Raw genomic sequence first — 22,992 nt, 5'->3', positions numbered from 1 at the left:
CGCCGTCAGTTGAGGCGGATCATCCGTGCCTTGATCGTCGCCAGCAGCCCGCCGTCGACCGTGACCCCCGTCTTGCCGTCGATGTTCACCGACGTCTTTCCGTTGATGTTCACCGTCCGGCCGTTCAGGTCGAGCGTGCCCATCCCCGCGTCCACCGTGATGCCCTTCGGCGTCATGGTCACCGAGCTCAGCGGCCGTTTGCCGCCCGGCCCGAAGACGGTGAGTTCGATCTGGTTGAGGCGTTCGTCGAGCTTCACCTCCAGCCGCTTGTTGCCACTGGCCAGGCGTACCCCGGACGTTCCGCGCGGAGTGTCGAGCAGTTCGAGGCGGTGGCCCGAACGGGAGACCAGGGAACGGCGCTGTACCTTGCCGCTCGTCGGGTCGACCAGCGGAACGTCGTGCCTGGACGGCTTGTCCACGCCGTTGTAGAGGCCGCCGATCACGTACGGGCTGTCCAGGAGCCCCTGTTCGAAGCCGACGAGCACCTCGTCGTTGACCTCCGGGCTGAACACTCCGCCGCCGCCCTGGCCGCCCCACTGGACGGTCCGTACCCAGTCCGTCACGTACGTGGCGTCGAGCCAGGGGAACTTCAGCTTCACCCAGCCGCGCTGGGCTCCGCCCGTCTCCCGGATGTCGGTGACCACGCCGATCGCCAGACCCGGCATGCGCGAGCCGCGCGCGGGCGCGTTCCCGCCCGTGGCGAGGCCGGTCAGGGAGCGGTCGGGCGAGGCGCCGACCACGACCGTCGTACGGTAGCCGCCGTGCGGCTCGAGGACGTGGTGGACGGCGGTCGCGGTGTACCGGCCGGAGAACGCGGCGCCCACGTTGCCGAGGGCGACCGGCTTGCCCGCCCGCAGCATGGGGTTCCCCTCGACGACGGCCTCGAACTCGCCGAACCCGGCGCTCACCGACGCGGCCACCGAACCGGCGACGGCCCTCGTCTCGGCCTGCGTGCGGTAGGGGGTGTCGGTGACGGTGACCTTCGCGGCCCTGCCGAACGTGGATGCCACCGAGGGGTTGAGGCCCGGCGTGACGGTCGTGCTGCGGACGGCGGGCCGGCTGGCCACCAGCGGGGTCTTGGCGGTCACGTTCCAGCCGCGCACCTCCACGTTGCTCGCCCCGTCGGCGCCCGTCAGGACGGCGCGCAGGGCAAGCAGGTTACGGCCGTACTCCAGGACCATCGGGTCGTCGGTCGCCCGCGTGGACGGGGCCGGCGCGGACGAGGCGGGCTTCGGCTTCACGAACTGGAGCAGGCCCTTCTCGTCGACCCGCACATGGGCGCCGCTCTCCCCGGCGAGGTGCTGGAGGAACTCCCAGTCGGAGACGTTGGGTTGGGAGAGCTGCTGGTGGGTGACCGGCGCTGCCTCGACCTTGCCGACGGCCAGACCGGCCCCGGCGGCGATCTTCCGGACGATGTCCGCCGTCGTCATGTTGCGGAACGCGACGACCTTACGGCCCCGCTGGAGGCGGTGGACCTTGGAGTACGCCCGGATCACCGTGAACGAACCCGTGGTGTCGGAGTCCAGCTCCAGGGCCGTCACCTCGCCGGTGAACAGCCGCTCCCTCGCCTGCCCCTGGACCGTCGCGACCGAGATCTTCAGCGGCGTGCCGATGGTGACGCCGGTGGCGGTGAGCAGTTCGTGGTTCGGGTCGCGGTACGTCACGACGGCGGTGTCCGGCAGTCCGACGTTCTCGTCCACGACACAGCTGACCAGCTGGGCGACCCAGGCGGGCGGCAGTTCGGCCGGCGCCTCGACGATCGGGTCGGCCGCGAACGACCTGCCTCCGCGCTCGGGGCTCATCGTCCCTCCTCCGGGGTTGCGTCCTCGGTGCCGGGCACGACGAGTTCCGTGCCGGGCGCGAGCACCATGGGGTCGTCGATGCCGTTGGCCTCGGCGATGACGCGCCAGGCGGTGGCGTCGCCGTACTCGCGCCAGGCCAGCAGCGGGAGGCTGTCGCCCGCGACGACGCGGTGCGTACGGCGTGCCTCGCGCGAGCCCGACGTCGGGTTCTGGCCCGCCGGGTCGACGCTCGCCTCCTCGATGGAGAGCGAGCAGGTGGCGCGCAGTGGCTTCCCGTCGACGTCGAACAGCGTGTAGCTGACGGAGAGGTTGGACAGCACGCCGTCGAACGAGGTCGTCTTCGAGGTGCCCCATTCGAACCGCACCCAGGGGCTGGCCGGCGTCTTCCGCGCCAGGCTGGCCTTGGTGGGCACACAGGCCGTCATCATCTGCTGCACGGCCTGCTCGACGGAGTTGTCGTGCTTGGCGGTCGCGTCGAGGAAGACCTCCAGGGAGAGCGAACGCGGCCCGCTGCCCACGAACTCGGGCAGGGCCGACTGGCCCGCCATCCGCGAGGGCGTGCGCCGCCACTCGGTGGTCTTGCTCAGGGACAGGCTCGACGGGTTGAACTGGAGCTTGACGCGGGCAAGGGTGCCGCCCGGCTTGGCGCCGACCTTGGCGGGCGGCTCCATGATCGTCAGCTGGGCGCGGGCGCGGCTCGCTCGGGCGCGTGCCATCGTGTGCGTACCTCCTCTCCGTGGGTGGGCGCGAGTGTCAGGACGGGCGCAGGCCCTCGTGGGCGATCTCCAGGGTCTCGATCGCGGCCTGGGAGTTGGCCGGGTCGAAGGACGGGCCCTGCCAGCGCACCGGGACGATGCCGAGGACCTGCCAGCTGACGATGCGGCTGAGGTCGGGCCTGAGCGCGACGATCTCCCCGTCCTTGGGCTCGACCCGCTCGATGATCTCGTCGAGCCAGCGGGCGATCTTGGCGGTGTCCGCGGTGACGGGCCGGGTCAGGGTGATGTTGGACCAGGTGATGCGGCCGGGGAGCTGCCAGGAGAACCCGTTGTTGCCGCCCTCCGCGTACTGGTGCATCTCCACCTCGGCGCCGAGGCCCGAGCAGGTGTGGAAGGCGCCCAGGTCGTTGCCGCCGATCGCGAGGCGGAAGAACACGCTCGTCGCGACGATGCTGTCCGTCATCTCTCTCCTTGCCCCGGGGGGCGCGTTCTGTGTGCGGGGTCTGCCGGGGTCACGGGGTCCGGCGGGGGTGCTGCGGGGGCCACGGGGTCCGGCGGGGGTGCTGCGCGTACCGGTCCGGGTCAGCGGCGGTTGTCGTAGGGGCGGCCGGTGCGTTCCCGGCCGCGGCGCATCTCGGCCCGCAGCAGACGGGCCACCGGGTCGATCAGCGCTCTGGCCAGTTCGTCGAGTTCTTTGCCGCGGGGGGCGGCCGGTGGGGTCTGTGTGCCGGTGGAGGTGGAGGTGCTGGTGCTGGTGTTCGTCGTGGTGGTCGCGGTGGAGGTGGAGGTGGACGAGACGTCGCGGGCGACCGGGATCACCGGAACGCCGCTGAGGCCCGCCTCCGCCATCCGCTGGACGGCCTTGGCCTGGAGCCGCTGGTTGGCGGCCGGTGCGCGCGCGACGGGTGGCGCGGGCGGCTCCGCCACCGCTCCGGGTACCGCACCCCTCGTGTACGTCAGGGGGTGAGCCAGGCGCTGGACGGGGGCGTCGGTCCGCCCGGGGTCCGGCCTGCCGCCCGACGGGTTGGGGGCGAGGCGTACGACGGGTACGGCTGGGGTGGCCGGGGCGGTCCGCGTCACCGGTTCCGGGCGAGTGGCGCGTTGGACCGGGGACGAGGGCGCCGGGTGTACGGGGGTGGGGGCGCCGGGCGAGGCCGGCGAACCCGGGTGGTCCGCCGGGCCGTTCGGGGAGCCTGCGGCCGTCGTCGAACGCAGCCGCGCCAGCAACCCGCGCGGGGCCGGGGACGGTGCCGGGCCGCCGGCGGAACCGGCCGGGCGCGGGGCCGTGCCGGTGCGCGGGGCCGTGCCGGCGCGCTGTACGGAAGCGGACGTGGCCGTGGGCGTGGGGGCGGAGGCGGGCGCGGGGGCCGCCTCCGGATCGGGTGCGGGTTCGCGGCGCCAGGATGCGGCGACTACGGGGCGGGAGGCGGCCCCGGCCGCCTGGGCGGGGCCCGGCTGCGCGGAGAACCCCTCGGGCACACCCGTACTGACGACGAGCGGGCGGTCGGCCAGCAGCCGGAGCGAGCGCTGGACGGCGGGGGCGGCGAGCGCGGAGTCACGCGGTGTGGAGCCGACCAGGGCGGCCGGGACGGCGGTACGCGCGGCAGCCGGTCCTGACGGCGAGCCACCGGAGGGCTGGGGGTTCGACCCGGCCGAAGCCGTCGGGCTCCCGACCGCACGGGACACCGGAACCAGCGGGTCCGGGCGCCTCTCGGACGGTCCCGCGACCGGGACCACCGGAGCGGACCCCGCCACAGACGCCGAACCGCCCTGCGCTCCGGCCGGATCGGTCGTGTTCCCGGCCGCCGCACGGGACACCGGAACCAGCGGCTCCACTGAAGTGCCCCGCGGGGCCGCCGCGACGCGCGGGTTCGCCACGTCGCGCTGTACGGAGCTGCCGGGCGCGGGCGCGGGCGGGGAGGGCGTCGACGGCCGCCGGTCCGGCCGTGCCGTCGGGGTGGCGCCGCCGAGCAGGGGCGCCGCAGGTGTGGCCGTCGGCGGGAGTTCCCGCAGCGGGGCACCGAGACCGGAGCGCGTCGTGGGCTTCGGTCCGGTCGTCGCTCCCTGCTGGGGCGGGGTTCCGCCCGTCGGGCCCTCGGCCTCCGTCGTCCGCCGCATGACGGTCAGCGGCGGCGCCGTCTCGCCCGCCCGGGCGGGTGCCGGGGTCGTCGCGTTCGTCGCGTCGGTCGCCTTCGCGGGGTCCATACGCCGTGCCGTGACCGGGAGTTCGGCGAGCGGTTCGCCCAGACCCGGCCGCGCCGCCGGCGTCCGAGGGCTCCGGTCCGGCCTGGCGGCCGGTGCCGGCTCCTCTCGTACGGAACTCCCCTCGGGCGACGCCTTCGGCGACCGGTCGGCGGTCGCGGCCGATGCGCGCGGCGGAACCGCGGCGAGCACGCGCGGTGCCGTCGCCGGTCGCCTGGCCACGACCAACGGGGTGCCGACCGGGCGGGGCCTGACAGGAGCCGGTCGGGTCCGGGGGATGGCGGACGCCTCGGGGCTCCTGGGCACCGCCTCCGTGACGGCGGTTCCCGCCGGGCCGCCGGAGGAGTCCGGGCCGGCTCCCACGAGGGGCAGGGTGGCGGGTCCGTTCGCCCCGGGCCGCTTCGGCCCCACGGGCGCGATGCGTCGGAGGATCGTGGGCGCGCCGGGGCGCCCGGCCGTGGCCGAGTTGCCCGGCGTACCCGAGTCGCCGGGCGTGGCCGGGTTGTTGGACGTGGCCGGGTTGCCGGGCGAGTCACCCGGAGTCGCCGAGGCCGTCGGCCGACCCGAATCACCGGACGCAGCCGAGGCGTTGGGGGTACCCGAGGCCCCGCGCGCAGCCGAGGTGTTGGGGGTACCCGAGCCGCCACGCGCAGCCGACGTGCTCGGGGTACCCGAGGCGCCGCGCGCCGCCGAGGCCGTCGGCGTACCCGAGGCGGTGCGCGCCGACGCGTTCCCGGCCGCACCCGGTCCCTTGGCCGCCCCGGAGTTCCCGGAGTTCCCGGAGTTCCCGGAGTTCCCGGGCACACCCGGATTCCCGTGCGTACCCCTGGCCTTGGGTCCCCCGGTCGCCGCCCGGGTGCCGGACGGCTTCGGGGGCTCGGGGGCCGGGCCCGCACCGGGCTCGCTTCCCGTGCGCCGGGACACGACCAGCGGATGGCCCGGCCCGGCGCCGCCCGGTCCCGACGGAGGTACGGCGGCGGAACCGCCGCCCGCGCCCCCGTCCGTCGTCCGGCGGGACACCGTCAGCGCCTCCGTCGCTCCGGAGCCCGCGCCCAGCACGGGCGCGGTGGCCGTGGGGCCGCTCTTCGCCGCTCCCTCCGGGGCCGGCGCCGTCCGCCGGGGGGAGGCGGACGACGCCGGGGTTCCGGGCGCCGCGGCGGGGCCGCTCCCCGTGCTCCGGGGGACGACCAGCGGGTCGGCGGCCCCGGGCCGCCCCGGGCTCCGCGCGGGTACGGCCGCCGGAGCCGTCGTCCCGGTGCGTCGCTGGACCGCCTGCCCGGGGTCCGGGGACGTCGTCCCCGACCCCGTCGCCGGGCCCGCGTCGGCGCCCGCGTCGGGGTCCTGCTCCGCGTCCGGCCGCACCGTGCGCAGCAGGAGCGGACCGCCGCCCTCCACCGTCGTCGTACGCGGGGCGCCGGTCGGACGGGCGACCCCGTGGACCAGGCCGGCGGGCGCGGACGGCACTAGGCCGTGACCGAGTCCCGACGTGAGCGTCGGGTTCTGCCAGGAGGCGAGGCCCGAGCGGAAGCGCAGCCCGTCGCTCACGCCCAGGGGCGAGCGCGCGATGGTGACCGACGGCGGGGCGACCTCACGCCAGCCTCCGTCCCAGCCGGGGCGCCCGGCCGGAGCCTGCGGCCCGGCGGCCGGGCCGGGCTCCGCCGCGGCCGTGTCGCTCGGCGCGGGCGCGGCGGGCGCCTGTGCGCCGCCCCGTCGGATCCTGTCCCAGAAGCCCATGCCCTCACCTCACCCGCCTTCGTTCACCCGTGTGTTGATCCGCGCGATCTCCCTCACCCACTGCTGACGCTCGGCGTGGGTGAGGTCGAGGATGTCCTCGCGCTGCCAGTGGAAGTGGTAGGCGACGTACGCGATCTCCTCCCGCAGCCGGGGAAGGGCGTACGTCACGATTCCCCCAGGCGCCCGCCCGAGAGGTCCACCTCGAAGTCGCCCTGGCAGTGGGGGCAGGTCACCGCCGCGTGCGTGTGCCCCTCGCTGTTGATCCGCCGGTAGAAGTCCTGGAGGAAGGCGACGTCGGTGGCGTACATGCGCTCGACGACCCCGGCGTGGATGTCGGTGATCGTGCCGAGCGTGGTGATCACCTGGCTGAGGAGGACCACGCTCAGGTACGCCGGGTTCTCCTTCACCCGCAGGTCGATCTGCGGGCGCAGCTCGTCCCTGGCCGTCGCGAGCCGCATGGTGCCGGTGCGGTGGACCGTGCCCTCGTCGTCGACGTACCCGCGCGGCAGCTCGAAGGTGAACTCGGTCCGGAGTTGTTCGCGCTGCCGCGCCGGCGGCGGGGCCGCCGCCGGGGCGGGGGCGGCCGCCGGAGTGGCGGCCGCCGCGCGCTCTGCCGACGAGGCGGCTTCGAGGAGTTCCTCGAGGTTGCCCGAGGTGACCGTCCTGCGCCTCATTCGATCACGATCTCCTCGAAGGTGATGGTCACGGTCTCGGTGGCGGCGCTGGACTCGCCGGCCTTGAGCGAGGGCCCTTCCCACTTGCTCGCCCAGCCCTGCATCAGCTGGATGCGCCGGACGGTCTCGCCGGCGGCGTCCTTGACCTCGATGGTGAGGTTCTGCCGGGCGGAGTCGACCGCGCCGTTCTCCAGCGTCTCCTTGACCCACTTGGTGAACTCGGTGCTCTTGTCCATGCCGCGGGTGATCGTCACCTCGCCCGCCTGGCGCGCACCCGGCTGCTTGCGGATGAGCAGCTTGCCGTCGGGGGTCACCTGGCGGACCTCGACAACGTCCTCCTCATAGGTCAGGCCGCTGATCTCCTGGATCGACTCGACCATGTAGCCGCCCAGCTGGACGCCGAAGACGTGAGTGGAAAGAGCGTCGCCCTCTGCCATGACTGCTTTCACCTTTTCTGTTACTCGTTGACGAGGCTGGTGCTGTCGGAGAACTGGGAGAGCCGGAAGATCACGAACTCGGCGGGCTTGACGGGTGCGACGCCGATCTCGCACACCACCTGGCCGAGGTCGACCGACTCCGGCGGGTTGTTCTCGCGGTCGCACTTGACGTAGAACGCCTCGGCCGCGGTGCTTCCGAAGAGCGCGCCCCGGCGCCATTCCTCGGTGAGGAAGGCGGTGACGTTCCGGCGGATGCTCGCCCACAGCCGGTCGTCGTTCGGCTCGAAGACCACCCACTGGGTGCCCAGGAGGATGGACTCCTCCAGGTAGTTGAAGAGCCGGCGGACGTTGAGGTAGCGCCAGGCCGGGTCCGAGGACAGGGTGCGGGCGCCCCAGATGCGGATGCCGCGGCCCGGGAAGGCGCGGACGCAGTTGACGCCGATCGGGTTGAGCAGGTCCTGCTCGCCCTTGGTGAGCCGGATGTCCAGGTCGACGGCGCCGCGGATGATCTCGTTCGCCGGGGCCTTGTGCACACCGCGCTCGCCGTCGCTGCGCGCCCAGACGCCCGCGACGTGGCCGCTGGGGGGCACGGTCGTGTTGCGGCCGGTGGCCGGGTCGAAGACCGAGATCCAGGGGTAGTACAGCGTGGCGTAGCGGGAGTCGTAACCGGCCTCGTCCTGGCGCCAGGTACGGATCTGCTGCGCGTTCATGCTCGGCGGGGAGTCGAGGACCGCGACGCGGTCGCCCATCTGCTCGCAGTGGGAGATGACGGCGAGCTGGACGGTCCTGACGCCCTCGGCGTCGATCTCACCGCGCTGGTGGGCACCCATCAGGTCCGGTACGGCGACCATGGTGATCTCGTCGATGGCCTCCAGACCGGCGAAGCCGGTGCGGGCGGAGGAGTCGCCGACGTACTCGGTCGGGTCGACCCGCACGACGCCGCCGGGGGCCGAGCCGGCCGGGGTCGCGGCGGGGGCCGCCGGCAGGGTGACGGTCTGCTTCTCGGGGCGGGTCGGCGCGGTGCCGGGCTGTTCGGCGACCTCGATGAGCTTCGACTCGCGTACCAGGTTGAGCAGATATCCCTTGACGTTCTTGCGGACGGAGGCGTCGTACGTCTCCACCACCTTGCCGCTCTGGCGGACGAGCAGCTTGAACTTGTCCTCCGGCGGGTTCTCGCCGTCGGCGTCGGCGATCTCGACGGAGACCTCCGGTCCGCTGCCGGGGCGGGCCGACAGCAGGAAGCCGCCGAGAGCGGTGGGCGCGGGCGCCTGGAGGGCCGCGGGCCGGCCGCTGTCCGCCTGGCCGGCCGCCGGGCCGCCGACACGGACGACGTAGGCCGTGCCGCCGCCGTTGGCGAAGTAGCCGTACACGGCGTGGGCGAGGTAGGTGCCGGCGGTGAAGCCGCCGAACGTCTGGACGTACTGGTCCCAGTTGGTCACCAGCGTCGGCCGGTGGAAAGGTCCCTGCTCCGCGAAGCCGACGAAGGCGGCAACCGCGGTGCCCACTCCTTCGATCGGCCGCGCACCGGACTGCACCTCCTCCACATACACGCCCGGGGTGAGGTACGACGGCATACTCGCTCCTTCAAGTGGCCACTGGGTCACCACGAGTCTCACCGCCCCGACGTGCCTGGTCATAGGCCCGCAGGTCCCCGCCGAAGGGCAACGGCTCTGCCTGAACGGGCAGGTGGGAGGGGGCGGACCGGCAGTTCGGGGGCCGGTCGTCAGGCCCTGTGTTCCCTCCGCAGCCAGGGGCCGAACTCGCTCTCCAGGACCAGGCGTCCGAGCTTGCGGTACTCCTGGAGCACTGCGGAGACGAGCTGGGCCATGCCGAGCGGGCCGCCCGCCTCGGCCGCGAGGTAGGCCGCGGTCACCGCGCAGGCGCGGATCGAGCCGCCCGCGAGCTCGAAGCGGTCCGCGCAGAACGGCAGGTCGAGGTCGTCACCGCGGGGCATCTCGGGGCCCAGGCAGCGGTCCCACAGCGCCAGCCGCTGCGGCGCGTCGGGCATGGGGAAGTCGGCGATGACGTCGATACGGCGGGTGAACGCCTCGTCCAGATTGGCCCGGAGGTTGGTGGTGAGGATCGCGATCCCGTCGAAGGACTCCATACGCTGGAGCAGGTACGCCGACTCGACGTTGGCATGGCGGTCGTGCGCGTCCTTCACCTCGGAGCGCTTTCCGAAGATCGCGTCGGCCTCGTCGAAGAGCAGGACGCCGTTGACCTCGGAGGCCTCGACGAAGATCCGCTCCAGGTTCTTCTCGGTCTCGCCGACGTACTTGTCGACGACCGTGGAGAGGTCCACCACGTAGAGCTCCATGCCCAGTTCGGCGGCCACGACCTCCGCGGACATCGTCTTGCCCGTACCGGACTCGCCCGCGAACAGAGCGATCACCCCGCGTCCGCGCCCGCCGCCGGGACGCATCCGCCACCGGCCGAGGACCTGGTCGCGATGGCGGGCGCGCAGGGCGAGCTCGCCGAGCTGGCGGCGGGTGGGCGGGGGCAGCACGAGGTCGTCCCAGCCGACGGCGGGGTCGATGCGGCGGGCGAGGCGTTCGAGGCCGGCGCCGTTCTGGGCGCGGACGGCGGCCCGCAGGTCCTGCGGGCCGACGGGGCGCCGCTGCGCGAACGCCGTACGGACGGCGACCGTCGCGGCCTTGCGCACCTGCTCGGCGTCGAGGCGGTACGAGGCGACGGCCGCGTCGAGTTCGTCGTCGTCCGGAAGGGTTACGGGCGTCGGGTGCGGGGCGTCGGCCTCGGCCGCCGTGGCCTCCGTCCCCGCGACGGCCGCCGTCGCCGAGGCCGCCGCCGCGTCCGTCAGGGCCTGGCGCCATTGGGCGATCCTGCGTCCGGTGGCGGGCGGGCCGACCGTGAAGGGGACCGGGCTGTACCGGGACCAGAGCGGGTCCCAGTTCTTCGCGCCGTGGGTGATCAGCGGGACGCCCACCGCGGCGGCGCACAGGTCGCGCAACCACCGGGACCGCTCCGGGCGTTCCGGTTCGAGGGCTTCGAGCGGGCCGACGACGAGGCCGCCGCCGCACAGCCGCGCCTCGGTCGCGAGGAGGTGCGGCACCCGGGCCCCCTCGGGGTCGGTGGTGAGCGCGGAGACGTCGAGGACCACGGGCCGGCGGCCCGCGGCGGTGAGCGCCTCGACGGCGACCCGGCCGGCGTCGCCGCCCCGGGCCCGGAGATGGACCGGGCCGGTGCCGGGGGCGGCGGCCGCCGCGACGCGCAGCACGGTCTCGTCGTACGGCCCCGAGGCGTACGCGCCCGTGTCGACCAGGCCCGCGAGCCGGCCGTCGGGCGTGTCGTCCCCGAGCAGATGGGCGGCGACGCGGTCGGGCACGCGCAGGGTGCGCGAGAGGAGCGGGCGGTCGGGTTCCGTGATCTCCAGGAGGCCGCCGCGCATCAGGGGCGCGGCGGTGGAGAAGCGGAACCGTCCGGGGCCCGCGACGGGTTCCCCGCACAGCTCCAGAGCGAGGCCGATGGTCGGGCGGCGGCGGGTGAGGTCGTCGTTGAGGTAGCCGTAGAGCGGTTCGAAGCGGGCGTCGACGTCGGGGGCGAGGGCGACGAGCAGCAACTCCTCGTCCAGCGGGAGGAGTCCGAAGTCCTCGGCGAGGCGGCGCAGCCGGGACCCGGGCGCTGCCACGGGCAAGTCCGCGGGAGCGGGGGCGGAGCCCGTGTCCGGGTGGAAGGCCGCGGGGGCGCGGAGGATCCGCTCCGCGCCCTCCGGGGTGAGGTACTGGCCCCGGTACGGGTCGTCCGGAGCCGGGTCGGTCGCGTGGCGGGCCGCCACCGTGTCGCGGACCCGCAGTTCGACACGGGCCAGGCGCTCCCAGAGATGGGTGAGCCCGGCCGGGTCGCCGGCCCGCTGCCTTTCTCCTCGGACGTCCGCGTCGACGTCCGCGTACGTCCGTACGTCGTCCTGGATCACCGGACGGGCCCCCGGTGGCGGCGCGTCGGCGCGGGCCTGTCGCGCGGGACGGCGAAGCCCTGCGGGCCGGGGTCGCCGGCGCCGTCGTAGCGCAGGCGCCGGCCGGGGCCCGGCGGGGTGTCGTCGGAGGCGGCCGGGGCGACCCGTACCTCCAGACCCTCGGTGACCGGGGGCGCGGCGTCGATGAGCTCGCCCGCCAGCGGGGCGAGGACCTTGAGGTCGATCGCGGCCTTCAGCTCGCCGCCGAGGGCGGACCACACGTCTCCGGCCGACCGGCCCTGCGTGCCGCCCCCGGCCACCTCGATGGGCACGGCGAGACCCAGCTCGGCCAGGGTGCCGGTGCGCAGCCGGGCGGGCAGCACGTCCGTACGGGCCATGCACCGCAGCACCTCGGAGAGCAGCCGGTGCTCGTCCTGGGGCCGGTTGGTCCAGGCCGTGACCAGGTAGGTGAGGTCGAACCAGCGGGGCGGGGTGCGGTAGGCCACGATCCGCCCGGTGTCGTCGTACTCCTCGAGTCTGCCCGTCCGGCGCCTTTCGACGTCCTCCCTGATGTCGTAGAGGAAGACGCTGATGGTCGGGGCGTTGCGGCGCGCCGCCCACTCCCGGGTGGGCGGGTCGAAGACCAGGTCGACCCCGCTGTCGGTCAGGCCGGCCTGGGTGAGCAGCAGGCGCAGCCCCTCGTCGACTTCGTGGATCACCGGCGCGCCACCTCGTCGGGCGGGGCGACGTTGCCGGTGACGACCAGGAAGGGCGTGGTGACCGGGGAGAACCCGGCGCCCTTGGCGGTGATGATCCGCGGCCCCGTCTCGTCCTTGGCGAGGATCAGCAGCTGGGAGATGAACGTTCCGTCGGCCTTGGGGACGGTGGGCACGGCCGCGGCGGTGATGCCGGGCTTCCAGGTGAGCGTGACGGCGGTGCCGGGCGGGAAGTCCTTGCCGCGCACGGAGGTCACGAAGCCGGGCTTGCCGACGGCCGGTACGGCCACGATCTTCGGCTGGAGGATCCGGATCCGCTGCCGGTCCGCGTTGTCGGACGGGTCGGCGTCGGTGCCGGAGGTGGTGATCCGGCCGGTGGCGGTGGCCGTCAGCGCCTTGTCCGGGGACAGGACGATCGTGACGACGGTGGAGGCACCGGGGGCGAGGTCACCGAGGGCGCACACGCCGTCGACGCAGCCGGCGGGGGCCTTCCCGGCCGGGATGCCGCGCGGCAGGCCGAGCCGCAGGGAGAGGCCGGTGGCCAGCGCCTCAGGGCCGTTGCGGACGGTGTACGTGAGGACCACGCGGCCTCCGACGTACCCCGGTTCGGGCTGGGCGGTGATGGTCAGCGCGGGGCCGGCCTCGGGCGCGGGCGGCGGGGTCGGCTTCGGCGGGGTGGGCTTCAGCGGGGTCGGCGTGGGCGTGGGTGCCGGCGTCGTCGGGGTCGGGGTCGGCGTCGGGGGGACCGGGGCGTCGTCGACGGGGACGAGGGTGCGGGTCGCGTTGTCGGCCGGGCTGCGGTCGATCACGGCACCGGTGACGGACCAGTCGATGACCTGGTCGCCGGGGGTCACGCCGGTCAGCCGCGCGATGACGGTGACGCTCTCCCCCGGGTCGAGGACGCCCAGGTCGCACTGCGGGGACCCGGGCTCGCACCGCCCCTTCGACGGGGTCAGCCCGTCGAGCCGTACGCCCGGGGGTACGGCCGCGGTGAAGGTCGTGCCGGGGGCGGCGGAGGGGCCCTGGTTGGTGACGGTCACGGTCACCGTGCCGGTCTCGCCCTCGGTCACCGGGTCCGCGGCGGGCGGCGCGGTGACGGTCAGGTTCACGGACTGCTGGTACGCGGGCTCCTTCTGACGGCCCGGCAGGGCACCGGTCAGGGACGTGACGGCACCCGTGGCGAGCTCGACGGTGGACAGGGCCTCCGGCGAGTTGGGCGCGAGGGCCCGGCGGGAGCTGAACACGAGCCGGCGCGCGTCCGGCGACCAGGCCACGTCACGCGGCTGGAAGGGGCCGGTGGCGGAGGTGTCGGGGATGTCCCGACGGCATCCGTCGGAGTCGCCGTCGCGGCCCGTCGGCAGGACCACCTGGCAGCCGCCCTCGGTCAGGTCGGTCATGAGGACGCTGTTGCGCTCGTTGATCCGGCCGCCGCCGTCCTTGCGGTTGAAGGCGAGGCGCTTGCCGTCGGGCGAGAACGCGGGGCTGTCGTCGATCACCTGGCAGGTGCCGGGGCAGAGCTCGGCGCTGAGGTTCCGCTGCTGGTCGAGGGCGCGCACGGGCACGGTCCAGATGTGCTTGTTGCCGCCCACGCCGTCGATGACGTGGTTACGGGTGAAGGCGAGGGTGGTGCCGTCCGACGACCAGGTCGGCTGGGCGTCGCCGCCGGTCTGTCCGGCGGGCGGGCGCACCTCGCCGACGAGGGCGCCGGAGGTGGCGTCGGCGACGAGGATGCGGCCGGGGCCGGAGGCCTGGCCGACGCCGCCGGGCGAGGTGCGGGTGAAGGCGAGGAGCTTGCCGTCGGGCGAGAAGGTGGGGTCGGTGTCCCAGTCCTTGGCTCCCCGTCCGGCGAGCGGCATGGGGGTGGTCTTCGATCCGTCGGCGTCGGTCAGCCAGATCTGCTCGGTCCGGCCGGTCTCGGGGTCGCCCTGGAAGCGGGTGACGACGATCCGCCGGCCGTCGGGGGTGTAGTTCTGCCGCTCGGTCCACGGGTCGTAGCCCGCGGCCGGGTTGAAGAGCGGGTCGGCCGCCGGGTCGGTGGTGGTCCTGGCGGCGGGGTCCTCGCGCAGGATCTTGACGCCGAGGTCGCGGGGGTCGGAGCCGTCGGGCCGTACGTCCTGGAGGTACGCGTGGTAGCGGGCCTCGGCGGTGGTGCGGGTGACGACGACGGAGCCGCCGTTCTGCGGGCCGAGCCAGGTCGGCGAGTCGACGACCCGGTCCTCGTAGAGGACGACCTCCGCGGTGGCCGTGGAGTGGGCGACGGCCCGGTAGACGCTGTCGTACGGGTTGGTGCAGCCGCAGGGCCCGTTGAGGCTGAGGAAGAGGATGGTGTCGCCGTCGGGCTGCCAGGCGGCGGACCGGGTGTTCCAGCCGGCCTGTTCGCCCGAGAGGAGCGGGCCGTCGGCGCCCCGGCCCGAGGTCACCCGCAGTCGCGGTCCGGTCTCCTGACCGCCCGGCGCGAGGGTGAGGGTGTAGGCGACGAGGTCGCGGTTGACGGTGTCGTCGACGGGGTTCCAGGCGGGGTCGTCGGCGTTTCCGGCCGGCCCGTCGCTGATCCGTTCGGACACGCCGCCGGTCAGCTGCCGGCGGTAGATCTGGCGGCCGCGCAGGGGGTCGGCGTCACTGGCGTACGCGATCCTGGCGCCGTCCGGCGAGACGGTGGGCGCGGTCTCGTTCGCGGGGGTCTCGGTGAGGGGGCGGGCTCCTGACCCGTCGGTCCCCACGATCCACAGGTCGCGCTGGGTGCCGCCGAGGCCGGGTTCGGCGGAGTCGAAGACCACGAACCGGCCGTCCGGGGTGAGTTCGGGGTTGGCCGCGTCGCGGTCCGAGGTCAGCTTGTGGATGCCCCCGGCGGCGTCCCGCAGGTACACCTGGGGGCGCGTGCCGTCGCGCAGACTGGTGAAGACGACCTGGTCCCCGCGTGCCGAGGCCTCGGTGTCGTAGTGGGCCGGGCCGCCGCCGAGCAGCGGTTCGCTCGTGGCCGGGGTGCCGGTGACGCGCCCCATGGACCGGTGCTCGGTGCCCGCGAAGGCGATCCGGCCGGTGTCGTCGGCGTCCGCCGCCGCGCGGGCGGGCGCGGCGGCGGGGGTGGCGGCACGGGGTGAACTCACCGCGAGCAGGGGCACGATCAGCGCCACGGCGACGGACAGTCTGCCCAGCCTGATACGGCCCACCGGGCCGGGGGTGCCGGTCACGTCCACCTCACAGTCTGGGAGCGGTTCACCGTCGTCGAGCGTCACAGCCCGGGTCGCGCGGTGCCAGGGCCCGAGTACCCGTCCCGGGGGAAGCGTGGGCTGCTCTTTCGGGCATTCATATGAGTCCGTGTCTCATCGCGTAGCCCACCGCGTGGGCCCGGTTGCGCAGTTGCAGCCGGGTGGTGACCTCGTGCAGCACGTTCTTGACGGTCCGTTCGGAGTACGAGGTCTTCTGCGCGATCTCCACGGTGTCGAAGCCCTCGGACACCAGCCGGAGCATGTCGGCCTCGCGTGTCGTCAGGGTGGAGAGGGTCAGGCCGCGCGGGTCGAGCACCGTCCGCTGGAGGCTGCTGACATGGGCGAGCAGCTTGCCCAGCAGGTCGCCGGGGAGGACGCCCTCCCCCTTGGCCAGAGCGGTGACCAGGTGGACCAGACGGTCCTGGTCGGCCTCGGAGCGGCGCAGTACGGCGGCGACCGAGCATTCGATCATCGTCTGGAGCGAGCCGGCCTCGAATCGTCCGACGACGAGCCCCGTGCTGGTGGCGGTGTTGCGCTGGAGCCGGCGCAGCAGTTGCACGGTGGAGTCGTCGACCGTGTCCACCACCACCAGGGTGGCCCTGGCCCGGTCGGCTTCGGCCTCGGGCAGCAGCTCCACCTCGGGGCGCCTGCGCAGTTGTTCGGTGATACCCGCCTGGAGGATCAGGTCCTCGGCGTAGACCGAGACCGTCACCCTGGCATTGCACTGATCACTGTTTGTCATGTCATTCCACCCGTTTCATGGTCGTGCGCCGGCCGGAGGGTCTGCGGCCGGCGTGTGGTTCAGATGCGGCGCGTGGCCGTGCGGCGATGGTCCGTGGGGGCATCCGGGTTGCCCGGTCGTTGTCCCCCACGTCCCTGGAGAAGGGCCGGTCGGCGGCCTAGGTTCCGAGCGTGACGACTTCTGCCGAACTCGAAATGCCGACCGTGACGGTCTCGCCCGGCGGCGAGGCGACGACCACCCTGAACGTCCGTAACGACAGTGACATCGTCGAGGCGTACACGTTCACGGTGGTCGGTGACTGCGCCGCGTGGAGCACCGTCGAGCCGGCTCGTGTCTCGCTCTATCCCGGCACGTCCGAGACGGTGACGGTGCGGCTCGCCCCGCCGCGCTCCCCCGAGGTCCGCGCCGGGGAGAAGCCGCTCGGCGTGCGTGTCCTGCCCGTGGAGCACCCGGAGAACGTGGTGGTCCCGGAGACCACGGTGCGTGTGGAGGCGTTCCGTGAGGTCCGTCAGGAGCTCACGCCTCGTCGTCGGCGCGGCTGGCGCGGGGGGCGTTACCGGATCGCCCTGCGCAACCAGGGGAACACGCCCGTGTCGCTCGCTCTCGCCGGCCGGCAGGCCGGGGAGGAGCTGAGCCTGCGCACCACCCCGCAGCGGAAGCGTCTGGAGCCCGGTGAGTCCGCCGAGGTCGCGCTGAAGGCGGGCGTCCGGCCGCTGATCTGGTTCGGCGAGCCGGTGAGCCATCCGTTCGAGATCGAGGTCGCCGAGGCCACCGAGAGGACCGAGGGCGGCACGGATGCGTCGGGGATCGCCAAGTCCTCGGGAGCCACGGAGAGTTCGTGGAGCTCGGAGAGCGGCGGGGAGCCCGCCGTGTCGGGTGTGGTCGAGGGCGAGTTCGTCCAGCTGCCGGTCCTGCCGAAGTGGCTGCTGATCCTTCTCGCACTGCTCATGGCGCTGCTGGTCGCCTGGTTCGCGCTGGTCCGGCCGGCGGTGCGCAGCGCCGCGAAGGAGGCCGCGACCGCCGCGCAGAAGGAGGAGTCCGCGAAGCAGCAGGAGGCGGCCGAGCAGGAGAGGGCGCGGGCCAAGCCGGGCGGCGGGCCCGGTGGGCAGGACCAGGGTTCGGGCGGGCAGGGCGACGGCGGGACCGGTACGGTCCGGACGGGCCCCGGTCAGCAGAGTTCCGCCACGATCGACGTCCAGACGGGCGCCGGCGGCAAGAAGGTGGGGACGTACCGGGTGCCCGAGGGGAAGGTGTTCGGGATCACCGACATGGTCGTGGCGAACTTCCAGGGCGACGAGGGTGTCATCACGATCTCGTTCGGCGAGCGGAAGGTCACGACGATCGCCCTGGAGACCTTCCGGAATCAGGACTACCACTGGGTCACCCCCATCGAAATTCCCGAGAACTCGACCGTCACCGCGGAAGTGACCTGCGCGAAGCCGGGCACGCCGGCGACCGGGAAGCAGGCATCCGGCTGCCACGAGGTTCTGAACGTCAGCGGTGTGCTCCGTGACCTGCGTCCGTGAAGCGGAACGTAAGGACATCATTCTTCTCGGTTTCGTCAACGGGAAGGCCGGGCAGATGGATTCGTCCTGAAACCATCGTCCATATCGGTCGTCCTGTATTCGCATCGGAGAACGGCGTGGCCCGTTCCGGTCGTTGGCCACGGCATGATCATCCGTGATCGGTTCGGGGGCAGCGTAGGCAGGGTCCAGTGCCGAAAAAGTGACGTCCCGCTTCACCGCGGCTCCAGCGGCGTGAACATTTCGGGTCCGGCGAGCCGCTCCCTGACCTGCTGTGCGTCGGGATGCCCCAAGTGCTCGAAAAGTTCCAGGGCTTCGCGCCAGGCGACGGCGGCCGCGGCGGTGTCCCCCGCGGCCGCGTGGCTGTCGCCCAGGTGCACCAGGGTGTCGGCCTGCAGGCTGAGGTCCCCGATGTCGCGGTAGAGGGCGATCGCCTGCGCGTAGGCGTCGAGCGCCTCGGAGTGTTCGCCGCGGTGGTGTCTGGCGTAGCCGACGCTGTCCCAGGCCGCGGCCTCGCCGTTCCTGTTCCCGTTCCGCCGGTGCAGGAGAACGGCCCTGCCGCAGTCGTCCAGGGCCTGTTCGTAGGCGCCGGTGAGGATATGGGTCCAGCCGATCTCGTTGAGTACGGCCGCGGCCCCCGTGCGGTGTCCGGACAGCTCGTAGAGGGCGGACGCCAGCGCATAGTGCTCCAGCGCCTGCGCGTGCTGTCCCCTCGCGTTGCTCAGGAACGCCAGATTGCGGTGGGCGGTCGCCTGTCCGTCCGGCGCACCGGCGGCGGTGAAGCGGTCGAGCGCGCGCGAGAGCGTCTCGTGGGACTCCTCGTACAGACCGAGCCGGCAGTACGCGAATCCCAGCGCGCGCAGGATGTAGGCCTCGCCCGTGGTGTCACCGGCCCGGCGGGCGGCGCGCAGGGCCCGTTCCTGGATGACCCGCTGCTCCTCCCAGCGTCCGGCGCGGTCGAGGAAGAGCTCCAGGGTGGCGGCCAGCCGCCAGCAGAGACCCTCGCCGTCGTCGCCGTCCACGGCCGCGCGCTCCACGGCCGCGAGCAGCACCTGACGCTGCCGGTGCAGCCACTGCGCCGCCTGCGTCTCGCCGGTCAGCTCCTCGGGAACCACCCCGTCGCCGAGGGGCGGCAGGGGAACCCGGTCCCGGTACGGGGCGAGGAGGGCGTCGGCCGCCCACGCGCTGTGGAGATGGTGCTCGACCAGCCGGCGCCGGGCCGCGGCCCGCTCCGCCTCGTCGTCCCGTTCCTCGCTCAACTCCTTGGCGTACGCGCGCAGCAGTTCGTGGCAGGAGAAGCGGCCCGGCGCCTCCTCCAGGAGCAGCTGGCTCTCCAGCAGTTCGCCGATCTGCCGGCGGGCCTCCCGTACCGGCACCCCGACCAGGCTCGCGGCGGCGGGAACGGAGAGTTCCGGCCCTTCGTGCGCACCGCCGAGCAGCCGGAAGAGGCGCGCGGCTGCCGGGCTGAGAGCACGGTAGGACCAGGAGAAGACACTGCGGGCGTCGGCGCTCGCGTCGCTGCTGGCGAAGGAGTCCAGGCTGCCCCGGGTGGCGCGCAGTTCGGTGACGATCGCGTCCAGGGCGAACCGGGGGTTGATCAGGGCGCGCGCGCAGACGATCGCGAGGGCGAGCGGCAGATGGCCGCAGAGCTCGACGATGTCCCCGGCGGCCTCGGGCTCGGCCGCGACCCGGTCCAGGCCGAGCCGCCGCGTCAGGAACTCGATCCCCTCCGCGCGGGAGAGCACGTCCAGACCGAGGAAGCGCACGGCGTGGGTGATGACGAGCCCGTCGAGCCGATGGCGGCTCGTGACGAGGGTCAGACAGCCGGGGGTGCCGGGGAGCAGGGGCCTGACCTGCTCCGAGTCCCGCGCGTTGTCCAGCAGGATCAGCAGTCGGCGGGGCGCGAGAATGCTGCGGTAGAAGGCCGGGAGGGCCTGGGGGTCCTCCGGGACCCGCTGGGGCGGGACCCCGAGCGCCGAGAGCACCTCGCGCATGACGTCGGGGGCGCCGAGCGGGGCCATGGTGGGGTGGAAGCCGCGGAGATTCACATACAGCCGGCCGTCCGGGAAGAGGTGCGCCACGCGGTGGGCCCAGTGCACGGCGAGCGTGGTCTTGCCCACGCCGGCCATGCCGCTGATCGCCGCGATCGTCGCGGCCCCGCCGGCGGCCGGGGTGCCCTGCGCGCCCTCCGGGCCCTCCGACGCCTCCAGCAGCTCGCGCGACAGCGCGAGTTCGGTCCGCCGTCCGGCGAAGGTGGCTATGTCGGAGGGCAGCTGGGCGGGGAGGAGCGAGGGTGCGGGCGGCCGGGTCTCCGGTTCCGCCGCGTCGCCCCGTGGGTCCGCGGCGCGGACCACGACGGGCACGGTCTGCCGCAGGACCCGTTCGTGAGCCGTACGCAGCTCCGGCCCGGGGTCGACGCCGAGTTCGCCCACGAGCCGGGAGCGGACGGAGTCGTGGACGGCCAGGGCCTCGGCCTGTCGTCCGAGGGCGGCGAGCGCGGTGATGAGCCTGGCGTGCAGTGCCTCGTCGAACGGGTGGTGGTGGGTGGCCTGTTCGAGCAGGGTCAGCACCCGCTCGCCATGGGCGTGCTCGGGCGCCGGCGCGTGCTCGGGCTCCGTCGCCAGGGCGGCGTCGGCGGCCTCCTTGACGGTGGCCAGGTACTCGTGGTTGAGCGCGGTGAAGAGCGGGTGCGCGGCGACCGTCGGCGCCAGGCCCGTACCGGCGGGTCCGCTCCACATCCCGAGGGCGTCGACGAGGAGCGAGACGCCCTTCGCACGGTCGCCGGCCGTGGCCCGCCCGGCCTGTGCGCGCAGGGACCGGAAGCGCAGCAGGTCCAGCTCACCCGGTTCGACCCGCAGCCGGTAGCCGCCGGCCCCCCGCAGCAGGCGCCTCGCGGCCGCCCGGCTGGGCAGTTCGGGCTCCAGGAGCCTGCGCAGGGACCCGACATGGCGGTGCACGACGTTGACCGCGCTACCGGGCGGCTCCTCCCACAGGGCGTCGATCACCTCCTGGGCCGTGAGGAGCTCTCCCGCCCTCGCCAGCAGCAGGGCCAGCAGGGCCTGCTGCTTCGGGGGGCCCAAGGTCAGTTCGGCGTCCCCCCGCCAAACCCGCACCGGCCCCAGGATCCGGTAGCGCATGCTGCCGCCCCATCTCTCGCTCTTCGTACCTGTGTTCGCTCACGTTAAGTGCCGGAGCCGTCGGATCCGTTACAGCTGACACCGCCGCGTTTCCGTCACGTAACCTTTGGCGATCCGGCCACGGACACGCAGCGGAGGAACGGGGACCACGCATGGGAACGCTTCTTTACGTCACCGACCTCGGCTACCAGGCGCGCGGGCGGCGGTACTGCGACGAGGACATCTGGCTCTCCGGGCGGCTGCGCGAGGAGTTCGACGTCGCGCTCTGCCACCCGCTGGACGCCGCCGCGCTGATGGACCGCTTCGACGCCGTCGTCGTACGCAACAGCGGGCCCGTCCTCCACTACCAGGAGGCGTACGACGCCTTCACCCGCGCCGCGCGCGAGAGGGAGGTGCGGGTGTTCAACTCGCTCAGCGGCAAGGGAGACATGGCCGGAAAGGACTATCTCCTCCAGCTGTCGAGGGAGGGATTTCCGGTCATTCCCACGGCGGGCCGACGCGACGAGTTCGCGCGGCTGCCGGAGGCCGACGAGTACGTCGTCAAGCCGCTGCTCGGGGCGGACTCGGTCGGTCTGCGGTTCGTGGAGCGGGCGGCTCTCGAAGACGTGGACCCGGCCGGGATGCTCGTACAGCCCCGGATCCGGTTCGCGTACGAGGTGTCGTTCTACTTCGTCGGGGACGCCTTCCAGTACGCCCTGTACGCGCCGGACCCGGACGCCCGCTGGAGGCTGGAGCGGTACGGACCGACCGACGCCGACCTCGCGTTCGCACGCCGGTTCGTCGACTGGAACGGCCTGGAGTACGGCATCCAGCGCGTCGACGCCTGCCGGGCGCCGGGCGGGGAGCTGCTGCTCGTGGAGCTGGAGGACCTCAATCCGTACCTCTCGCTCGACCTGGTGGGCGAGGCGGAGCGGGAGGCGTTCGTGACCGCCATGAAGGGGTCGCTGCGGGAGCTGCTGAAGAGCTAGTCCGCCACGCGCCGTGAGCGGAAGCTGGAGGCCTCGCCACGCGCCGTGAGCGGGAGCTGGAGTCGGGGCGCCCCGGCGGCGGAGACGAGGGGGCGAGGAGCTCCGGCCCAGGGTGCCGCTCCCGGCCCCGCCGCTACGCCGACCGCTTGCGCGGCGTCGCCTTCTTCGTGGACGCCGTCGTCTTCTTCGACGCCGTCTTCTTCGCGGTCGTCTTCGCGGTCGACTTCGCCGTGGACTTCTTCGCCGCCGCCTTGCCGCCGGCCGCCCCTGACCCCGCCCCCGCCGTCTTCGACGTCGACTTGCGGGCGGGGGCCGCCTTCTTCGCCGCCGTCTTCGACGTGGACTTCCGCGCGCCCGTCTCCTTCGGCGTACGGGAGGAGGTCTTGCGGGGAGCCAGCTCGGTCACCCCGGCGACCCCGCCACCCTCCCCGCGCGCCTCCTTCGCCGCCCGGACGCTGCTCTCCAGGGCCGCCATCAGGTCGATGACCTGGCCGCCGCCCGCCGCCTCGGGCTCCGGGGGCGCCACGGCGGCGCCGCCCTCCGCCTTGGCGGCGATCATCTGCTCGACCGCCTCCCGGTAGTCGTCGTGCAGCGTGGCGATGTCCACCTCGCCGAGCGTCGCCATCAGGGCGTCCGCCAGGTCGAGTTCCGCGTCACGTACCGAGACGGGGGTCTCCGGGGCCACCCCCTCCGGCGCCCGGATCTCGTCCGGCCAGAGCAGTCCGTGCATCGCGATCACGTCGTCCACGACCCGCAGCATCCCGAGCCGCTCCCGCCCGCGCAGCGCGTACTTCGCGACGGCCACCTTGTCGCTCCGCTTGAGCGCCTCCCGCAGCAGCGTGTACGGCTTGGCCGCCGGCGCCCCGCTCGCCGAGAGGTAGTAGGCGGCGTCCATCTGGAGCGGGTCGATCTCCCCGGCCGGCACGAAGGCCACGATCTCGATCGTCTTCGCCGTCGGCAGCGGCAGCGCCGCCAGATCCTCGTCCGTGATCGGGATCATGGTCCCGTCGGACTCCTCGTAGGCCTTGCCGATCTCCGCCTGGGAGACCTCCTCGCCGTCCAGCTCGCACACCTTGCGGTAGCGGATCCGGCCGCCGTCGGCGGCGTGGATCTGGCGGAAGGACACGGACCGGCTCTCGGTGGCGTTCACCAGCTTGATCGGGATGCTCACCAGACCGAAGGAAATGGCGCCGTTCCAAATGGATCGCACGTTTCATCCCTT

At 73.7% G+C, this 22,992-nt stretch carries 16 protein-coding genes; 2 read left to right on the top strand and 14 right to left on the bottom strand.

What is annotated here, in order from left to right; genetic code table 11:
* Positions 1 to 5: 5 nt before the first annotated feature.
* The 12 genes from ACFY8U_RS24020 to ACFY8U_RS23965 form a co-directional block, all read right to left on the bottom strand.
* Complete coding sequence (locus ACFY8U_RS24020) at positions 6 to 1,802, bottom strand: VgrG-related protein (RefSeq protein ID WP_389573432.1); 1,797 nt, start codon at positions 1,800 to 1,802, stop codon at positions 6 to 8.
* Positions 1,799 to 2,518: a LysM peptidoglycan-binding domain-containing protein gene (locus tag ACFY8U_RS24015; RefSeq protein WP_361672563.1), complete on the bottom strand. Its 720-nt coding sequence runs from the start codon at positions 2,516 to 2,518 to the stop codon at positions 1,799 to 1,801. Before ACFY8U_RS24015 ends, ACFY8U_RS24020 begins: the two co-directional genes overlap by 4 nt.
* A gap of 37 nt (positions 2,519 to 2,555) precedes the next feature.
* On the bottom strand, positions 2,556 to 2,981 hold the full coding sequence (locus tag ACFY8U_RS24010) for a phage tail protein (RefSeq protein WP_361434743.1): 426 nt from the start codon (positions 2,979 to 2,981) through the stop codon (positions 2,556 to 2,558).
* A 119-nt stretch (positions 2,982 to 3,100) separates the two neighbouring features.
* Complete coding sequence (locus ACFY8U_RS24005) at positions 3,101 to 6,454, bottom strand: hypothetical protein (RefSeq protein ID WP_389573430.1); 3,354 nt, start codon at positions 6,452 to 6,454, stop codon at positions 3,101 to 3,103.
* Positions 6,455 to 6,463: 9 nt separating this feature from the next.
* Complete coding sequence (locus tag ACFY8U_RS24000) at positions 6,464 to 6,622, bottom strand: DUF6760 family protein (RefSeq protein WP_018492281.1); 159 nt, start codon at positions 6,620 to 6,622, stop codon at positions 6,464 to 6,466.
* Positions 6,619 to 7,128, bottom strand: a complete 510-nt coding sequence (locus tag ACFY8U_RS23995; protein WP_361599444.1) for a hypothetical protein — start codon at positions 7,126 to 7,128, stop codon at positions 6,619 to 6,621. The genes ACFY8U_RS24000 and ACFY8U_RS23995 overlap by 4 nt, the downstream gene beginning before the upstream one ends.
* Positions 7,125 to 7,565: a phage tail protein gene (locus ACFY8U_RS23990; RefSeq protein ID WP_361434746.1), complete on the bottom strand. Its 441-nt coding sequence runs from the start codon at positions 7,563 to 7,565 to the stop codon at positions 7,125 to 7,127. The genes ACFY8U_RS23995 and ACFY8U_RS23990 overlap by 4 nt, the downstream gene beginning before the upstream one ends.
* A gap of 20 nt (positions 7,566 to 7,585) precedes the next feature.
* Positions 7,586 to 9,139: a phage tail sheath family protein gene (locus ACFY8U_RS23985; protein WP_389573427.1), complete on the bottom strand. Its 1,554-nt coding sequence runs from the start codon at positions 9,137 to 9,139 to the stop codon at positions 7,586 to 7,588.
* 149 nt (positions 9,140 to 9,288) lie between these two features.
* On the bottom strand, positions 9,289 to 11,391 hold the full coding sequence (locus tag ACFY8U_RS23980) for an ATP-binding protein (RefSeq protein ID WP_389574139.1): 2,103 nt from the start codon (positions 11,389 to 11,391) through the stop codon (positions 9,289 to 9,291).
* A gap of 101 nt (positions 11,392 to 11,492) precedes the next feature.
* A complete protein-coding gene (locus ACFY8U_RS23975) occupies positions 11,493 to 12,194 on the bottom strand; it encodes a DUF4255 domain-containing protein (protein WP_389573424.1) in 702 nt (233 codons plus the stop codon).
* Positions 12,191 to 15,382: a hypothetical protein gene (locus ACFY8U_RS23970; RefSeq protein ID WP_389573421.1), complete on the bottom strand. Its 3,192-nt coding sequence runs from the start codon at positions 15,380 to 15,382 to the stop codon at positions 12,191 to 12,193. The genes ACFY8U_RS23975 and ACFY8U_RS23970 overlap by 4 nt, the downstream gene beginning before the upstream one ends.
* A 115-nt stretch (positions 15,383 to 15,497) precedes the next feature.
* Positions 15,498 to 16,142 (bottom strand): LuxR C-terminal-related transcriptional regulator, encoded by a 645-nt coding sequence (locus ACFY8U_RS23965; protein ID WP_361599432.1) that lies wholly within the window; start codon positions 16,140 to 16,142, stop codon positions 15,498 to 15,500.
* 194 nt (positions 16,143 to 16,336) lie between these two features.
* Here ACFY8U_RS23965 and ACFY8U_RS23960 point away from each other — a divergent pair, with 194 nt between their 5' ends.
* Entirely contained in the window at positions 16,337 to 17,668 is a 1,332-nt protein-coding gene (locus ACFY8U_RS23960; RefSeq protein WP_389574136.1) for a hydrolytic protein, read from the top strand.
* A gap of 212 nt (positions 17,669 to 17,880) precedes the next feature.
* Here the strand turns inward: ACFY8U_RS23960 and ACFY8U_RS23955 are convergent, their stop codons facing one another.
* Entirely contained in the window at positions 17,881 to 20,802 is a 2,922-nt protein-coding gene (locus ACFY8U_RS23955; RefSeq protein ID WP_389573419.1) for a BTAD domain-containing putative transcriptional regulator, read from the bottom strand.
* A 152-nt stretch (positions 20,803 to 20,954) separates the two neighbouring features.
* Here ACFY8U_RS23955 and ACFY8U_RS23950 point away from each other — a divergent pair, with 152 nt between their 5' ends.
* Positions 20,955 to 21,770: a hypothetical protein gene (locus tag ACFY8U_RS23950; RefSeq protein ID WP_389573417.1), complete on the top strand. Its 816-nt coding sequence runs from the start codon at positions 20,955 to 20,957 to the stop codon at positions 21,768 to 21,770.
* A gap of 133 nt (positions 21,771 to 21,903) precedes the next feature.
* On the opposite strand, the gene ACFY8U_RS23945 is transcribed toward ACFY8U_RS23950, so the two are convergent.
* The gene (locus ACFY8U_RS23945; RefSeq protein ID WP_389573414.1) at positions 21,904 to 22,980 is read right to left on the bottom strand and encodes a Ku protein; all 1,077 of its coding nucleotides are present in this window, start codon (positions 22,978 to 22,980) and stop codon (positions 21,904 to 21,906) included.
* Positions 22,981 to 22,992 lie beyond the last annotated feature (12 nt).

The organism is Streptomyces sp. NPDC012508 (genome assembly GCF_042902595.1).
Classification (GTDB): domain Bacteria; phylum Actinomycetota; class Actinomycetes; order Streptomycetales; family Streptomycetaceae; genus Streptomyces.
Note: the sequence above shows the minus strand (reverse complement) of the source record. Positions and strands in the feature narration are given on the sequence as shown.

Bases quoted from the DNA above. Each gene is read 5' to 3' on its own strand.
- ACFY8U_RS23965 (WP_361599432.1), bottom strand. From the start codon at position 16,142: ATGACAAACAGTGATCAGTGCAATGCCAGGGTGACGGTCTCGGTCTAC.
- ACFY8U_RS24005 (WP_389573430.1), bottom strand. From the start codon at position 6,454: ATGGGCTTCTGGGACAGGATCCGACGGGGCGGCGCACAGGCGCCCGCC.
- ACFY8U_RS23985 (WP_389573427.1), bottom strand. From the start codon at position 9,139: ATGCCGTCGTACCTCACCCCGGGCGTGTATGTGGAGGAGGTGCAGTCC.
- ACFY8U_RS23960 (WP_389574136.1), top strand. From the start codon at position 16,337: ATGCCGACCGTGACGGTCTCGCCCGGCGGCGAGGCGACGACCACCCTG.
- ACFY8U_RS24020 (WP_389573432.1), bottom strand. From the start codon at position 1,802: ATGAGCCCCGAGCGCGGAGGCAGGTCGTTCGCGGCCGACCCGATCGTC.
- ACFY8U_RS23990 (WP_361434746.1), bottom strand. From the start codon at position 7,565: ATGGCAGAGGGCGACGCTCTTTCCACTCACGTCTTCGGCGTCCAGCTG.
- ACFY8U_RS23950 (WP_389573417.1), top strand. From the start codon at position 20,955: ATGGGAACGCTTCTTTACGTCACCGACCTCGGCTACCAGGCGCGCGGG.
- ACFY8U_RS24010 (WP_361434743.1), bottom strand. From the start codon at position 2,981: ATGACGGACAGCATCGTCGCGACGAGCGTGTTCTTCCGCCTCGCGATC.
- ACFY8U_RS24015 (WP_361672563.1), bottom strand. From the start codon at position 2,518: ATGGCACGCGCCCGAGCGAGCCGCGCCCGCGCCCAGCTGACGATCATG.
- ACFY8U_RS23995 (WP_361599444.1), bottom strand. From the start codon at position 7,128: ATGAGGCGCAGGACGGTCACCTCGGGCAACCTCGAGGAACTCCTCGAA.
- ACFY8U_RS23955 (WP_389573419.1), bottom strand. From the start codon at position 20,802: ATGCGCTACCGGATCCTGGGGCCGGTGCGGGTTTGGCGGGGGGACGCC.